At 45.3% G+C, this 15,549-nt stretch carries 17 protein-coding genes and 1 tRNA gene; 7 read left to right on the top strand and 11 right to left on the bottom strand.

What is annotated here, in order from left to right:
• Window positions 1-163: 163 nt before the first annotated feature.
• Both CLV25_RS16115 and CLV25_RS14980 read right to left on the bottom strand, forming a co-directional pair.
• Window positions 164-286: a hypothetical protein gene (locus tag CLV25_RS16115; protein ID WP_262709479.1), complete on the bottom strand. Its 123-nt coding sequence runs from the start codon at window positions 284-286 to the stop codon at window positions 164-166.
• A gap of 45 nt (window positions 287-331) precedes the next feature.
• Entirely contained in the window at window positions 332-1,180 is an 849-nt protein-coding gene (locus tag CLV25_RS14980) for a hypothetical protein (RefSeq protein ID WP_131840480.1), read from the bottom strand.
• A gap of 383 nt (window positions 1,181-1,563) precedes the next feature.
• Here CLV25_RS14980 and CLV25_RS14975 point away from each other — a divergent pair.
• Both CLV25_RS14975 and CLV25_RS14970 read left to right on the top strand, forming a co-directional pair.
• Window positions 1,564-1,636: transfer RNA gene (locus CLV25_RS14975), tRNA-Gly, on the top strand.
• Window positions 1,637-1,698: 62 nt separating this feature from the next.
• Entirely contained in the window at window positions 1,699-1,902 is a 204-nt protein-coding gene (locus CLV25_RS14970) for a hypothetical protein (protein ID WP_131840479.1), read from the top strand.
• 257 nt (window positions 1,903-2,159) lie between these two features.
• On the opposite strand, the gene CLV25_RS14965 is transcribed toward CLV25_RS14970, so the two are convergent.
• Window positions 2,160-2,720, bottom strand: coding sequence for a hypothetical protein (locus CLV25_RS14965; protein WP_131840478.1), 561 nt, complete (start codon window positions 2,718-2,720; stop codon window positions 2,160-2,162).
• Window positions 2,721-2,755: 35 nt separating this feature from the next.
• Window positions 2,756-3,637, bottom strand: a complete 882-nt coding sequence (locus CLV25_RS14960; protein ID WP_131840477.1) for an SMP-30/gluconolactonase/LRE family protein — start codon at window positions 3,635-3,637, stop codon at window positions 2,756-2,758.
• Window positions 3,638-3,780: 143 nt separating this feature from the next.
• On the opposite strand from CLV25_RS14960, the gene dtd reads away from it, so the two are divergent.
• Together dtd and CLV25_RS14950 are read left to right on the top strand one after the other, a co-directional pair.
• Window positions 3,781-4,233 carry a D-aminoacyl-tRNA deacylase gene (gene dtd, locus CLV25_RS14955; RefSeq protein WP_131840476.1) on the top strand — a complete coding sequence of 151 codons (453 nt, stop codon included), beginning with the start codon at window positions 3,781-3,783 and terminating at the stop codon, window positions 4,231-4,233.
• The gene (locus tag CLV25_RS14950) at window positions 4,233-4,556 is read left to right on the top strand and encodes a nucleotide pyrophosphohydrolase (RefSeq protein WP_131840475.1); all 324 of its coding nucleotides are present in this window, start codon (window positions 4,233-4,235) and stop codon (window positions 4,554-4,556) included. The genes dtd and CLV25_RS14950 overlap by 1 nt, the downstream gene beginning before the upstream one ends.
• A gap of 2 nt (window positions 4,557-4,558) precedes the next feature.
• Here the strand turns inward: CLV25_RS14950 and ung are convergent, their stop codons facing one another.
• On the bottom strand, window positions 4,559-5,242 hold the full coding sequence (gene ung / locus CLV25_RS14945; protein WP_131840474.1) for a uracil-DNA glycosylase: 684 nt from the start codon (window positions 5,240-5,242) through the stop codon (window positions 4,559-4,561).
• A gap of 149 nt (window positions 5,243-5,391) precedes the next feature.
• Between ung and CLV25_RS14940 the strand changes: the two genes are divergently transcribed.
• Together CLV25_RS14940 and CLV25_RS14935 are read left to right on the top strand one after the other, a co-directional pair.
• Window positions 5,392-7,938, top strand: coding sequence for a hypothetical protein (locus CLV25_RS14940; RefSeq protein WP_131840473.1), 2,547 nt, complete (start codon window positions 5,392-5,394; stop codon window positions 7,936-7,938).
• A gap of 34 nt (window positions 7,939-7,972) precedes the next feature.
• Window positions 7,973-8,305: a DUF4834 family protein gene (locus CLV25_RS14935; protein WP_131840472.1), complete on the top strand. Its 333-nt coding sequence runs from the start codon at window positions 7,973-7,975 to the stop codon at window positions 8,303-8,305.
• A 5-nt stretch (window positions 8,306-8,310) separates the two neighbouring features.
• Here the strand turns inward: CLV25_RS14935 and CLV25_RS14930 are convergent, their stop codons facing one another.
• Both CLV25_RS14930 and CLV25_RS14925 read right to left on the bottom strand, forming a co-directional pair.
• Window positions 8,311-9,081 carry an ABC transporter ATP-binding protein gene (locus CLV25_RS14930; protein WP_131840471.1) on the bottom strand — a complete coding sequence of 257 codons (771 nt, stop codon included), beginning with the start codon at window positions 9,079-9,081 and terminating at the stop codon, window positions 8,311-8,313.
• Window positions 9,078-9,818, bottom strand: a complete 741-nt coding sequence (locus CLV25_RS14925; protein WP_131840470.1) for an MlaE family ABC transporter permease — start codon at window positions 9,816-9,818, stop codon at window positions 9,078-9,080. The genes CLV25_RS14930 and CLV25_RS14925 overlap by 4 nt, the downstream gene beginning before the upstream one ends.
• 107 nt (window positions 9,819-9,925) lie before the next feature.
• On the opposite strand from CLV25_RS14925, the gene CLV25_RS14920 reads away from it, so the two are divergent.
• Entirely contained in the window at window positions 9,926-11,011 is a 1,086-nt protein-coding gene (locus CLV25_RS14920; RefSeq protein WP_131840469.1) for a mannose-1-phosphate guanylyltransferase, read from the top strand.
• A 72-nt stretch (window positions 11,012-11,083) separates the two neighbouring features.
• Here the strand turns inward: CLV25_RS14920 and porN are convergent, their stop codons facing one another.
• The 4 genes from porN to porK form a co-directional block, all read right to left on the bottom strand.
• Window positions 11,084-11,992, bottom strand: coding sequence for a type IX secretion system ring subunit PorN/GldN (gene porN / locus CLV25_RS14915; RefSeq protein WP_131840468.1), 909 nt, complete (start codon window positions 11,990-11,992; stop codon window positions 11,084-11,086).
• A gap of 2 nt (window positions 11,993-11,994) precedes the next feature.
• On the bottom strand, window positions 11,995-13,569 hold the full coding sequence (gene porM / locus CLV25_RS14910) for a type IX secretion system motor protein PorM/GldM (protein WP_131840467.1): 1,575 nt from the start codon (window positions 13,567-13,569) through the stop codon (window positions 11,995-11,997).
• A gap of 25 nt (window positions 13,570-13,594) precedes the next feature.
• On the bottom strand, window positions 13,595-14,722 hold the full coding sequence (gene porL / locus CLV25_RS14905; RefSeq protein ID WP_131840466.1) for a type IX secretion system motor protein PorL/GldL: 1,128 nt from the start codon (window positions 14,720-14,722) through the stop codon (window positions 13,595-13,597).
• A gap of 11 nt (window positions 14,723-14,733) precedes the next feature.
• On the bottom strand, window positions 14,734-15,549 hold an 816-nt coding region (porK, locus tag CLV25_RS14900), incomplete at its 5' end, for a T9SS ring complex lipoprotein PorK/GldK (protein ID WP_165877105.1).

The raw sequence follows: 15,549 nt of genomic DNA, 5'->3' as shown, positions 1-15,549 counted from the left end.
CCTTTTTTTGTTGGTGCCGTTTTGCTGCTGCTTGACCTGCTGCGGTCGCTTTCCGTTCCTTTGCTTTGGCTGCCGTTGCTGATGCGCCTTCGGCCACTTTTGGTATGGCTTCTGCCATTGCTGATGTAGCTTCGGCCATTACCGATATGATTTCTGCCATTTCTTATTTTGTTTCGGCCGCTTCTGATATAGTTTCTGTCATTACTGTTGTGGATTCGGCCATTTCCTTCTTCGTTTCTGCCGCTTCTGAATTCTCTTCGACCACTTCTGAAATGATTTCGGCCATGACCTATATTGCTTCGGCCATTGCTGAAATGGCTTCGGCCGCTGCTTACTCGTCGGCAGCGGCTGCTTTTTCGTTGGCGACGGTGGCTGAAGGGGCGCCGTCGATCAGCGTGGGGGCGATGGAGGCGCCATGGCTGCTGGCCTGCGGGTTGGGAGCGGCGGCTTCTGGCTTGGTGGGCGATGCGGATGGCTCCTTCTTCTTGGAGCGGCGCATGTACCCCTGTGCCTTTAGCGCTTTGGCGAAGCTGAAGTGCTCCTTCATGGTTTGGTTGCCGGCAAAGTAGGTGGCTACAAGCTTGCACACGGCGGTTACCTCGTCGTAGAGGGCGTTGAGCTCGGCGATGTTACCGGCGTTTAGGATTTTGCGGTTTGTCTTCAGCGACTCCTGGCGGTCGTTGGCCTCGATGAGCTGCTGGGCCAGCTGCAGCAGCGCGTCGATGGCGGCGGGGTTGGCGCCTACCTCAAGCAGCTCGGCCTTTACGGCTGGGGTGAGGTTGGCCCGTAGGGTGGCCAGCAGCTGGACGTACTGGCTCTGGCTGATGTTCTTTTTGGGCAGCTTGTCGTAGCCGAGCTCGGTAAGGAGGACGCTTCTGCGGGTGGGGCTGCTGCGGAAGCCTACCTCGATTTCGGCCTTCAGGTCCATGATGCCGCGGTGCGCGGTGGCGATGATGCCCTTAACCTTTGCGGTGGCCTCCTGCTGGTAGGCGAGGATGTCTACGCCCATATTCTTGCTGAAGGCTTCGTTGATTTTGGCCTTTAGGTTTGGGAAGAAGGGGTCGGCCCATTGTGGGCGGCGTTCGGCAAGGAGCTGCGCTTTCTCTATACCGCGATCGGCAATCAGGTAGGCGGCCATCAGCATTTGGGAGTCGGTTCCTCGGTACTTGCGCTTTGTCATGGTTAAGCAGTTGGGTTAGTATATTTTTAGGTCATCTGAAAATATGAAAAAGATGGGTTGGTTGGTGCGCTGATGGGGGGAAATTTTTTCGTTGGCTGGCTGCCGAGGGGGCGTAGGTCTGCGCTTTGCTTTTTTGCTACATTTGATTGCGGTCTAAAGACCGCTACTTAGCAAAGGCGAAGTTACAAACTTCGCCTAGCCTCGAGCGCTGATATAGACTACGGCGAACGGGGGTTGGTTGGTGCGCTGATGGGGGAAATATTTTTTTGTTGGCCGAAAGAAAAGGGATTCGCTTTAGTACTCGCATCCACTTTTAACGGAAAGAAAATTTGGGAGCGCTAGCCATCGATTCAAAAATATTTATACATTTGCCCCTACACCATGCGAAAGTAGCTCAGTCGGTAGAGCATCAGCTTCCCAAGCTGAGGGTCGCGGGTTCGAGCCCCGTTTTTCGCTCTTAACGAAGTTAGCCACGTGTACGTCCGAAAGACGTATGGGTGGCTTTTTTATTTTTACTGATGTTTAGAATCATGGGAGGTGAAAAGATGCATACGCTAGATGTTGACTTTGGAAGTGATCTGAGGATGACTTTCAACCTTACCGATTGGGAAATGAACCGGCTTAACGAGCTTCAGAATCAGGGCTTGGCTTTACAGCAGGCTTTAGGGCAGGTTAAGAACGAGCTGAGGTCGCTGGGGCTTGAGCGCCATGAGGCCCAATAGCCGTCGTCGATAAACAAACTGCTACACCTAATTAATATTGGTAAACCCCGCCAGGAGTGTCTCCGGTGGGGTTTGCTGTTTTAGCCTCGGCTTCGCTCGGCTACCGGTATCGGCTCCGCTCGGCTACCGGTATAGGCTTTGCTCGGTTGCCGAGTTTCGGTTTTGCTTAGCTTGGTCGCCGAGCGGAGTCGAGGCGCCAGGTGGGAGGGCAATGAACTTTGACTAAACGTTATGGATATTCTTTAATTTCTTTAATCTTACAAACGCTTCCGTCTATTTCCGTTTAGCTTCTTATTCTGAGAGAGCTGTTGTACTAGCCGGCTTGCCCAGCCTTTCATGCCTACAGATGGGGGCTCTGCCAAGATGGTTTCGAGCACGGCAACGAATTCGGGGATAAGCTCGGGGTACTTGTCGCAGTATTTGGCAACCATGCTCATGGCGTACATCCTTAGCCCTACAGGGACGAGGTTGGAGGTTACCGTTTCGAAGCAGCTGTCGAGCAGCACCCCCGATGGCTCGTCGGGTAGGGGGTGAAGAATCAGAATCTTTAATAGCTCGCGCTTGATGCTGAGGTTCTTGGTGGTGGTGACGATGTCGGCTATCTCTGCGAGATAGGGGATAAGCAGCTGGCTATTCTTTTCGTTGATATGCGCCAGCGCCCAAGCGGCTCGCCAGGCGTTTGGGATGGACGAGTTGGCGAGAGCCCACACCTCGTTGATCCTCTCGGGATGCTGGCACACCACCTCGGTAATAGCCTGCATCTCTACTTTGCTGCAGGTGCGGCATAGAACCTCCTCGAATGATAGGTCGTTAAGCATTGGCAACGTTCACGGGTTGAATATCAGTAAAACTTCTAGTACTCCCTTCCGGCAACCTCGCTGCGGAATACCTCTACGCACCCCCTGTCCTGTAGGGTGATGTAGCAGGTCTTTCCATCCTTACCGCCAAAGGCGATGTTGGAGGGTAGCTTACCCTTCATGGTTACCTCTCGGATAAGCTCGCCTTTTGGAGAAAGGATTACAACGGTTCCCTTACCGTGGCGCGTAACGTAGAGGTTTCCCTTTACGTCGCAGCGCATGCCGTCCATTCCAAAGTCGTCGAAGGTGTAGAAGAGCGTTTTGTTGCTGATGTTGCCCTGCTTGTCTATGTTGTATCGCCAAATGCGGCGCTGGATGGATTCGTTAACGTAGAGATACTTGTTGCCGGGGCTTACCTCTACGCCGTTGGTGGTGCCCATGTTGGCCTCAAGGAGCGTTACCTCTCCTTTGGGCGAAATGCGCCAGAGGTTGCCGGTGTTATCCTTCCAGTTGGGGTCGCTGGCGAATAGGATACCGCTGGAGGTTATGGCCACATCGTTGGGCTGATTCATCTTTGGCTCGTGGGCGAATACCTTCACCTCCTTGCTTCCCCTTTGTATGGTGAGGATGTTGTGCCCGGTGTAGTCGGCAATAAACATATCGCCCTTGCGGTTGAAGCGGATACCGTTTCCGGTGCTCCCTTCGGGGAGGTTGACAAAGAGCGATGGGGTACCCTGCTTGTCAATTTGCCCAATAGTTCCCTTGCGCTCGAAGTTTACGAGGTAGAGAATTCCATCGGGCCCTTGAGCAGGGCCTTCTATGCTTTTGGAGAAAACCATTTCGGCCGTTAGGTCTTTAGGCTGATAGGGGCTTTCACTTTTTTGTGCAATTGCCGTTGTTGAGGTTAGCAGTGCTGCTAGTAGTAGTATTTTTTGCATGGTTGCGATTATTTGCTGGCATCAAATATAGCATGATGATGCTCTCTTTGCTGCTTTTGTCTGATGTTTTGTCCAAATTGACCTTTGTGCGTATCCTTTGCCGTCAATTTTATACTTTTAGGGGCTTTATAAAATAATGATAGATGAGAGCAGTAGTTCAACGGGTAGCAAAGGCTTCGGTTACCATCGATGGCGAGGTTAAATCTTCGATAGGCGAGGGGCTGCTTATCCTAGTTGGGATAGAGGATGCCGATACTCCGGAGGATATCGAGTGGCTAAGCGGAAAAATCGTTCGAATGCGCATCTTTGAGGATGAGCAAGGCGTGATGAACCGTTCGGTGGCTGAGGTAGGTGGCGACATCATTGTTGTTAGCCAGTTTACGCTGCACGCCTCCACCAAGAAGGGGAATCGGCCATCGTACATCAAGGCTTCTAAGCTCGATTTTGCCATACCTATGTACAACCAGTTTGTAGCCCAAGTGGAGCGCGATTTAGGTAAGCCTGTGGGCACGGGAATCTTTGGCGCCGACATGAAGGTGGAGCTGCTCAACGATGGCCCTGTAACCATTGTTATTGATACTAAAAACAGAGAGTGATGACCATAGAGGAGGCTCAAGCCCGCATCGATGCGTGGATTAAGGAGTACGGCGTGCGCTACTTTAACGAGATGACCAACCTTGCCATTCTAATGGAGGAAGTGGGCGAGGTGGCGCGGATAATGGCTAGGCGCTATGGCGAGCAGTCGGAGAAGGAGAGCGACAAGGGCAAGCGCCTTGACGACGAGCTGGCCGATGTGCTGTTTGTGCTGATGTGCATTGCCAACCAAACTGGCATAGATCTTACCCAGGCGCTAGAAAAAAATCTGGAGAAGAAGACGCTGCGCGATGCCAATCGGCATAAGGAGAACCCGAAGCTGTAGTTCTACTGAAGCCTCCAGTTGATTGGTTCTTTGCCTTGTGCTTTCAGCAGCTCGTTGGCCTTCGAGAAGTGCTTGCAACCAAAGAACCCTCGCGATGCGGAAAGGGGTGAGGGATGCACCGACTTTAGGATGTGGTGCTTTGATGTATCGATAATGGCGCTCTTGGCTTGCGCATAGTTACCCCAAAGCAGGAATACCACACCCGTAAGGTTGTCGGAAACGGCCTTTATGGCAGCATCGGTAAAGGTTTCCCATCCCTTCTTTTGGTGCGAACCGGCGGTATGAGCCCTTACCGTTAGCGTTGCGTTAAGAAGAAGAACACCTTGCTTTGCCCAAGCGGTTAGGTTGCCATGTTGAGGTCGTGGTAGACCTAAGTCTTCGTTCTGTTCTTTAAAGATGTTAACCAGCGAAGGAGGAGGCTGAACGCCTTCAGGAACCGAGAAGCAAAGTCCATGGGCCTGACCAGGACCGTGGTAGGGGTCTTGTCCAAGAATAACCACCTTAACTTCGTCGAAAGGTGTTGTGTCGAAAGCGTTGAAGATGAGTGGTCCGGGAGGGTAAACAACATGGTGCTTTTTCTCTTCCACCAAAAATGCTTTCAACGACATAAAGTAATCCTTTTCGAACTCAGCATTTAGTACATTGTACCAGCTCTCGTGGATAATTGGTTTCTTGGTAGCTTCCATTTTGCGTTGCGGTTTATGCAAAGTAAGGCTAAAATGATTTGATTGCCAAACGCGGATTACGACCGTGTGTGCATAAAACACCTTAAAAAGACCATCTTGTAACGGCAATCCGCTTTCTTGTTTATATCTTTGATACAAGATTTTTTGCTATGTCAACTAAAAAATATCTTATACTTATTGCGCTAGGCCTGATGCTGCTTGCTGGGCTTGGTGGTGCGTTTATTTACTACTACAAAAAGGAGAACCAGGCAACAAACATACTAACGGCTATTCCTACAGATGTTGTTGCGGTGGTAAGGGTTAATCATTTAGATGCATTTGCTGGAGGGAATAGCGATAAGAATCCTTTTACGGGTGCTGTTAATCCCTATGTCGATAAGGTTATAAAGCGGTTGGAGGGGAACTCTAAGTTTAGGGAGATGCTGGAGAATCCGATGCTCATCAGCTTTCACCCTATTGGCAAAAACAGGATTGAGCCGTTGGTGCTGCTTAACTCTAACGAGGAGTTGAGCAATAGGCAGATGAAAGAGCTACTCAGTTTTGCGAAGCTCAAGGTTAACGAAATTAGCTACAATAATCGGACGATATACACTTGTACATTCTCGAATGGCTACTCTTTGTACTTTATGCATGCAAAGGGCATAACATCCTTTAGTCCTTCGTTGGTTCTAATTGAATCGGCAGCACGTAAAATTGACGTGGAATCGGCTGTGTCTCCAGAACTTCAAAATGTATATAAGCTTACAAGCTCAACATCCGATGCTTCAATTGTTGTAAATATTAAGGCTATTGCTCCTTGGCTTAAGGCTAATGTTTTTTTAGATGGGCTGAACATGGCAGATGTAGCATCTCGTCTTTGCAGTTGGATGCTTATTGACTATACGCATAACGATAGTGAGGCTACCTTTAGTGGAATGCTTACTGTAGATGAGCAGAGCGAATATGGTAAGCAGATGGCGTTGGTGCATCCTCGTGAGCTTCTCTCTCCTTCGCTTCTAACTGAGAATACGGCATTTTGCCTTGAACGCTGTTTTGATGACTATCGAACCGAGATGAAGCATCTGTATCCGAACAATAGGGATAGCAGTAAGTGTGATCTTAAAAGACTGTTGCTAACCGTTAATCCTGAACGTGCTATTGTTCAGCATGTGAAAAGCGTACGAACAGACTCGTCTGGTTTTGTTGCTATTCTATATCCAAAGGATGCAGGAGTGTTGCTTCAGAATTTAAAGCAACTGCCTTGTTTGAGGCGTATTCAGGAGAGCCAGATCGTAAAGCTTGCTCTTGATTCAACAAATGCTAGTTTGCAAAAAATACTTGGAGCATCGTTTCAGATGGTAAAGCCATCCTATATACAGGTAAAGGATAGTAAGGTGGTAATGGCAGCATCTGAAAGTGCCATAAGAATGCTTAACTACGAATGCTCCATTGCTTCCTTGCGCAAGAATGCTAGCATTTGTGGGCTGTGGAAAAAGAAGGTAACCAATACGGGTGTCGCTGCTTTATACATTAATCCATCATCCTCAGAAAAATTTTTAAAGTCTATCTTTAAGGCTCTTGCGTTGGATTTCTTATCTAAAAAAAATATTGGGGCTTGGCATGGACTTGCTTTTACCGTGACCTCGAGTGGAGATAACTTGCTGCTATCCGGTTATATGGGGAGGGCGAGAATGAGTCCGAATACAACATCTGCGTATGCTTCTACAAAGCCTTTGGCGATGTGTACGGTTTTACAGAAGCAGGAGGGTGGAAGCTTACTTGTTGCTGTTAAGGCCGACAGTTTGGTAGCATTAGATGCTGGGCTGCATACTAAGTGGAGTAGGCGACTTCCAAGTAAGCCTGATACTATATTTAGCATAGCACAGCATGGACGTAATGTACTTTCGTTGGTTGTAGATAAAACGCTTACTTATATAAACGATAAGGGAGAGATTATTAGCCGATTTTCTTTTTCTAATAGGATAGAACGGTTATCCGACAAGGGGATCGGCGAAGGGGCCAATCTTACCTATATTGTTGATAATGGTAGGATCCTATACCTTGTAAATCCATTTGGTAAGGAGCAGCCTAAAAGGTTGGTTAAGCTGGCATTTATGCCGACTAAGATTGTGATGTTTACCTTCAGGAGCCAAAACTATATCGCTTTGTCTAGGGATAGTAGGACAGAGATACTGAATGCAAAGGGAGCCATTGTAAGGAGGCTTCCATTCGACCTACGTAATGGGCAGGTTATTGTCGCAGATCAAAAGATGGTGCTATTCTCTCCACAAAGGGTAGTGGCATTAAATGGCAAGCTACTTGCCCAGTCAGACAAACTGTCAGGTGTGTTTAAAGATTGCTATGGGGTAAAAGAAGGTATGGTCGGCGATCGTTACTTTATTTTATTGAAAAGTAGCTCTGGTATTAAGGTTCTTGCTAAGGATCTGAAGGTTGATAAAACAATGAAAGTTATAGGCGAAATGTCTAGACTACAAATTCTTGGTGGAGGGAGTCGTAGCCCCTTCTTATTGTTCGATAGCAGTAGCAATGTTTACCAGTTTAACGCTAAAGGTGAACTGTCTAGAGGCTTTCCATGTGGCATCGGAAAGTCTGAAATTGTTCTTGATGGAGTAGATGGAATGCTTTTTGCTATTGAGATAAAGGGTAACTTAATTGTAAGTACCCAAATATTAGCCGATGGTACTACGCTACTTTAGAGAAAGCAATTTTTAAGTAGGTTATTTTGTAGCAATGGTGCTATCTTTGGCGCGTAATTTTTTTGAAATGGAAGGATTTTTGACTTTTATTATTTTTCTGATTCTTGGATTCTATCTTCTTGGTTTTCTGGGGAAGTTAGCCCTAAAACTATACATAAAGCGAATGCAAAAACGTTTTGGAGGTTTTGAGAATGGCAACGGAGCCTTCTTCCATAACTTTACCTACGGTTTTGGCGGCAACAGGCAAACTTCGCAAGAGGAGAACCATCGCGAGGGTGATGTTACAATTACCAATTCAAACGCTAAGCAGGACAAGAAAATCAAAAGAGATACTGGCGACTACGTAGACTTTGAAGAGATAAAGTAAGGCTGCTACTTCATTTTTAGCCTGTTATGGTATTTTTTTACCATTTGTGCCATTTCTGAGGCAAATACGAATTTGTTCAATTCAGGATTGTCGCTATCAAGAATATCATCTTTAGAACCTTCCCACCATTTCTTGCCCTCATGAATGAACATTACTTTGTCTCCAATTTGCATCACCGAATTCATATCGTGGGTGTTAATAATGGTAGTGATGTCGTATTCTATGGTTAGCTCCTTTATCAGGTTGTCTATGATGCCTGCAGTGATGGGATCTAGGCCCGAGTTGGGTTCGTCGCAGAACAGGTACTTGGGGTTTAGCGCAATTGCTCGTGCAATAGCAACTCGCTTCTGCATACCTCCGCTTATTTGTGAGGGGTAAAGGTGGTTAACGTTTATCAGGTTCACCCTTCTGAGGCAAAAGTTTGCTCTATCAAGCTTCTCCTCTTCGCTCATATTGGTGAACATATTTAGCGGAAACAGCACATTTCCTTCTACGGTGGCAAAGTCGAATAGCGCTCCACCCTGAAATATCATACCAATCTTTTTACGCTCTTCGCTTCGCTGTTTGTTGGATAGCGCTGAAAAGTTGGTCTCGCTGTACATGATATCGCCAGAGGTAACCTCGTGTAGTCCTACCATGCATTTTAGCAGAACGGTTTTCCCAGATCCGCTCTGACCTATAATGAGGTTTGTCTTTCCTTTTTCAAAGGTTGTATCAATATTGCTCAGCACCTCACGGTCGTCAAAGGTTTTGCAGACGTTTATGCAGCGTATCATTTTAGCAGTAGTTGGGTAATGACTAGGTTGAAGAGTAAAACGAGGATGCTGCTTACAACAACAGCTTTGGTGCTGGCCTTTCCAACTTCTAGAGAGCCTCCTTTTACGTGGTATCCGTGAAAAGCAGCCACGGAAGTTATGATGAAGGCAAAAATAACGCTTTTAACGAGGCTGTAGGTTACGTAGAAAGGAATGAAGCCCCATTGTATCCCTTTGATGTATTCCATGGTGGTAATTACCCCTGTAAACTCGCCCACGAGCCATCCTCCAAAGATGCCGATTACCATGCTAAGGATTGTTAGAACGGGGAAGAAGAACATCGCGCCAATAATCTTTGGCATGACAAGAAATCCAGCAGAATTTACCCCCATTATTTCGAGCGCATCAATTTGTTCGGTTATGCGCATGGTTCCTATTTCAGAAGAAATATTGGAGCCTACTTTCCCTGCTAGAATAAGGGCAACAATTGTGGAGCTAAACTCTAGGAGTATGGAGTCTCGTGCAGCAACCCCGATGATATAGGTCGGAAGTAGGGGGCTAGTGGTATTATAAGCCGTTTGTAGGGTTATTACCGCCCCCATGAAAACGGATATAATAAGTACAATGCCGATTGAATTTATCCCCAACTTCTCTATCTCGATGATGGTTCTGCTATAGTAAATGCTCCATTTCTCGGGTTTCGAGAAAACTCGGTGGATAAAGAGGGTGTATTTGCCTATTGATGCAAAAAAGTTCATTACTACGCTTTATATGTGCAAAAGTACGGAAGATTGATGGCTTAACCAATTTTATATTTGGAAGATATTATTAGTACCTTTGCTTCTGCAACATAAAAAATGATGTAATGGCTTCAAATCGTTACTGTATTATAATGGCAGGTGGTATTGGTAGCCGCTTTTGGCCGTTGAGCAATACTTCGACTCCGAAACAGTTTCTTGACCTTTTGGGTGTTGGGAAAACTTTTCTTCAAAGTACTTTCGATCGCTTTAGTCGTATCATTCCTGTTGAGAACATCTTTGTTGTTACTAATGATATTTACAAAGAGCTTGTATTGGAGCAGCTTCCTATGCTTACTGAAAATCAGGTTTTGCTTGAGCCTCTCCGTAGGAAAACGGCACCTTGTATTGCGTATGCAAGCTATAAGCTCCTAAATATAGATCCGAATGCGAATATTGTGGTAACCCCAGCCGATCACCTGATCCTTAACGAGAGCGAGTTTCTTATGGCTGTCGAATCGGCATTTGTGTTTACCGAGAATCAGGATGTTCTAATGACGCTGGGCATTACGCCCAATCGTCCGGAAACGGGGTATGGTTACATTCAGATAAACCATAATGAGGCTGTTAAGGGGCATCCTTCTATCTTTAAGGTAAAGACGTTTACGGAAAAGCCCAATAGAGAGATTGCTAGAGTTTTTGTTGATAGCGGTGAGTTTGTCTGGAATTCGGGAATCTTTATATGGAGCCTCAAGTCGATCCTTAAAGCTTTTTCGACTCATCTTCCCGAAATAGATTCGTTGTTTAGAGATGGCGTTGGTATCTATAATTCGCCTCAGGAAAAAGACTTTATTGCTAAGGTGTATAGCCTATGCCGATCTGTTTCGATTGACTATGGTATAATGGAGAGCGCAAGCAATGTCTACGTTCATTGTGCCGACTTTGGATGGTCTGACGTTGGCACATGGAACTCTCTATTCAATAACTCGCCTAAGGATGAGGTAAATAATGTTAGGGTTGGTAATAAGATTCTTGCATACCGCTCTACAGGATGCATTATAGAGAATAAGACCGATCGTCCGATTATAGTTGAAGGATTAACAGATTACCTTGTTATCCAAACAGATGATGCGACAATGATTATTAATAAGCATAATGAGCACGAGATTAAGAATTATGCTTCTGATGTTGAGACGAACTTTAAACCTAAGTAATCGGTTATTGGTTGGCTTGGGATTAAAACATAAAAGGAGGCTTAGCCTCCTTTTATGTTTTTTATATATACCCTAGTATTCCCAAAGGTCTTGTTCCTTGTCCATAATCTCGTTGGTAATACGCTCTGCCTCGAGCATATTTGGAATTCCACCAACCGTATAGTCACTAATGCTCCTATCGTCGTAGGTGTTAGCCTTTTTGGTGATGTAAGATGAGAATTTTCGTTTTAGTAAAAGGTCGTCATAGGTATATTCTGGACCTATATTTTGTGGGTTAAATGCCATTGTACGGCCTAGTACCTTGCGAGCTTCTGGGTAGTATATCCAGAAGAGTTTAACCTTACTTAATTCGCTGTCATCTTCTGCATCCGTTTCCGCTTCTTCATCTCCTGTTTTGATCGTTTTATTAAAGACGCGGATTGGGCAGATTCCAAGTATGCGAACATCAAGTATTGAGCGACGCTTGTCTATAAACCATTCTTCAAGTACAAGAAGTTGCTTTACTTCGCTCCAACGCCATTCGGCCGGAATGGTTACCGTAGTGTCAGCACCAGAAAGAGATTGCCTTGTTTCTTTTTTCTCAACGGCTCCAAATTTTTCTGCTACTTCTTTGAACGATAGGGTATCGGTAAATTCGTCGTTTATGGGGCTGTAAGCTCGAATTGCACCGTGCTTAATGCTATCTACCAGTACCTGAACAAAGCTGTGCCTGTTACGCATTCGTACGGTTGGATAGTAAAGAGGATGGTTAAGTTTTTCTCTAAGGTCTATCATCCTCCATACTCTCCAAGAACTGTATATGTCAGCTTCTTGAACAGCATGAAAGTCAAGAGGTGTTCTTTCGTGCGAAATGTTTTTAGTGTATGGGCTTAAAGGCACAAGACTAGGCTTCTTGATTTCTTCATCTTGTGCAACAGCTACGTTGACACATAAAAAGCCAAATGCAAATAGAAATGCTGAAGTAAAAAGCTTCATTTTCATGGCTATCGAATTTTATATACTAAATCATTCAACTCTACGACTCTACCATCAGGGCCAACTGCTTTTATTTCAGAAATAAATACTCTTTGCCCTGATGTAACATTGGCAAGAATTGCTTTTTGGCTGCTGGTAAAGGCTGCGCTATTCGAGCTTTCGCTCTGATCGTATCCATCTCTACTTCGTCCTGTAATCACAAAAGAGCGGATTGTATACTTTAGATCGAAGTCGAAATCTTGTGGCATTTCTGCTCGTATGCCTAATGACGACATAAGAATAGATTTGCTTATGGTTTTTGAACTTGCACCGTCAAGGCGTGGAGTTGGAGGCGGCAGCTGCTTTACGCGGAATGATGAGGTTCCCATAAGCTTTTTGGTTGCGCCAATTTTTGCGAAAACCCTAACTTGACATTCACGTCCTGCACCTGGCTCTACCAGGAATACGCCTCCGGCTTTGCGGATAGAAGCGTTGGATATTTCTACCATAACGTTTTCGTTTGGTACACCAGATACGCTAAGTTCTACAGGATTCTCAATCCCTCTGTAAAGCACGTTCATCTTTGTTGGAGAAACGGTAAACATAGGTTGAATAACCTGATATTTATATTCCTTCTCGTATTTTTGAGGTGTTCCGTCTGGTCCTTTTACGATTACCTGGCATTTTAGAGTCTTTTCTCCAAGTGAATTGCCAATAGCCTCGTAGATACCCTTTCCTTCCTCTATCTTGCACGATGCTCCATTAACCGATATGGTTGGGAGCTGCGTTTTGTCGTATGCAGCAAGCATTACGCTAGCCTTAAACGTTTCACCCTTTAGTATTGTAGATGCTTCTGGCACTACCACAACGTCGAATGCGTTAACACGAACATCTTGTGCATCAATCTGCTTAAAGAAGTGGTCGAGAAGGAGTGCTTCGCAGTTGAGAACGTCAACCTGCATATTTGATAGCAAAGGTAGCGTCGAAATAAGCGGAACCCCTTCAAATCTGATAGATGCCCAAGTTCTTTTCTCACCATCTTTAGATAGAGGTGGGTCTTGAGTGTCAAGAATTCGATTTATGGTTTGTACAAGTACGGGGAAACGGTCTTTTTCTTCGATCAAGCCAAGAATTTCTGTTTTGAACTTCTCTATTTTCTTCTTTATCTCGTAAGCATCTCCGTTTTCATTAGGTCCTAACAGAATATTTGCAGGGACGCTGGTGTCACTTTTTGCCAAAACCTTATGGCCATCTACTCCAGTGCTCGATACCGCTTCTGCTGTTTCTCCGTCAGCTGTTTTTACTATTTTGACCTTTACCTCCTCTATGTACTTGCATAGTTCTAGCGCTTTTTCTTTTAAGATGGCGGACTTATCCATCCATTTCTTAGCCTTTGCTGGGTTATTTTTTTCAGCAGCAGCAATCAGGTTGTAGTAGTCTTCGTTTTTTGATCGAAAACTCTTTAGCGTTTGGTTTAGTCCGTTATCTACAAGGACAAAAGCTTCTAACACTTCGGCAGACACATTTAGCGCTAACATTGCTGTGAGCACCAAATACATCATCCCAATCATCTTCTGCCTTGGTGTCTGTTTACCTCCTGCCATGATTTATTCTAATTTTGGTAAGAGTTTAGTTGTTATGAACAGCGTGAATAGCTGTAAGCATATTACCATATACATCGTTCAACGAGTTGATGTTCGAGTTTAGGGCATGCATGCTTTGTCGGAATTTCTGTGTTTCCTCAACAGACAGGCGGATATCCTTAATCATTCCCTCTACACCTTGGTAAAGACTATTCGAATTCTTTAGATGCTTGTCTGTTTCTTGAATTTGTAGCTCGTATATAGAATTTAGTGTTGCCAAATTCTTATTTAGCGTTTCGATGTTCTTTTGTTGGTTTCCATTGCCAGTTTTTACGGCTTCTAGGTCGGCTAGAACCTGGCGGCTAACCTTTTCGAATGAAGAAGATAGAACATCTGCCGATTGGTAGATCTTCTCAGATAATTCTTTAGTGCTTGCTGATATGGTGCTTTCGATGGTATTTCCTGCTTTTTCGAAGTGGCTAGTCATTGAAGATGCACTTTCCTTTAGGCTTTGCGAGAGCGTATTTGTTGCCTGCTTAACACCTTCTACAAGAGCATCTCCTGCTTGGTTTACAGAACTAACACCATTAAGGAATGAGTTGCTGAGAGTGTCAACCGATTCTCCTAGTTTTTTGCTAGACGTTCCAATTTGTCCATTAAGCTCATCTACGCCTGCTGATGCTTTTTGAAGTTTGCCAGAAAAATCGTCAACAACTAGAGTAACGCCAGATATGTCTGCAATCTTTGAAGCGGCATTAGCAAGATCGCCGAGGCCCTTGTTGACCTTGTCGATAGAGCCTTGATCTATTGATATGTCAATATTGGGAATGTTTACCATGCTAGTTGCACCACCTGTGCTAACTTGGCTAGGAGTTTTAATCTCTTTTTCCTTCTTACGCTCTTCTCTAATTCTTTCTAGGCTTTCCTCATCTTTTATTGCAAGTTCAGGGAATACAAGTTTCCAGTCGTACTCTTCGTGTACTGGCTCAAATGCAGAAAAGAAGAAAATAACAGCCTCTGTACCCATTCCAATTACAAGCATAGGACCAGCACCCGGCCAGTGCATTAGCTTGAACAACGCTCCAACAATTACGGCACTAGCACCCCATCCATAGAGTTTTGCCATAAAATTCTTCCAACCCTCTGTTTGTACAAAGTCTAATTTCCCTTTCATAATTCCCAAGTTTAAAAATTACCCCCCATTAAAGAACGAACACAACGGAATCCAATATAAGAGCGTGCAGTGTCTTGATACTCATAAGTTCGAGCCGATGATTGAATGAAGTGCTGCACATCTTTCCAAGAGCCACCACGTATAACCTTGCGTTTCTTTGCAGGTTTGTCGTTGGGCTTAGCATTATACTGATAGCTAGGATTTAAATCGTGAGTTAGGGAGTAAGCGCTTTCGTCGTATGCATCACTTGTCCACTCTGCAACATTCCCAGCCATATCGTAAAGACCATAGTCGTTTGGTTCATACGAGGCTACTGCGACGGTTTTAACGCCTCCATCGTCAGAGTAGTTGCCTCTTAGTGGTTTGAAGTTGGCAATAAAGCATCCCTTTTGATTTCTGGTATAGTAGTTACCCCAAGGATACATGTTTAGATCGATTCCTCCGCGCGAAGCGTATTCCCATTCAGCCTCAGTGGGAAGACGGTATTCGTGAACTGGAGATTCTCCACGCTCGCTCAAGAAGTCGCGGAGGTAGTTTGTTCTCCAAACGCAGAAGGCGAACGCTTGTTTCCAAGTTACTCCAACAACTGGATAGTCGTCGTAGTTGGGCTGCCAAAAGTAGGTTGACGTTGTAGGATCATTGTACGAGTATGAGAAGTCGGCTGTCCAGCAAAGCGTGTCGGGATATACGTTTACGACATTGCGCATAATGAATGAGCCACGGTTGCGTATGTAAGGGGGACAGAACGAATTGTGAGAGGTTGATGTGGTGAAAATTGAGGCGAAAAAATTGAAGGTGTGAGAGTTATGTGGCATGTGGCAAAATGT

Source organism: Acetobacteroides hydrogenigenes (genome assembly GCF_004340205.1).
GTDB lineage: Bacteria > Bacteroidota > Bacteroidia > Bacteroidales > ZOR0009 > Acetobacteroides > Acetobacteroides hydrogenigenes.
Note: the sequence above shows the minus strand (reverse complement) of the source record. Positions and strands in the feature narration are given on the sequence as shown.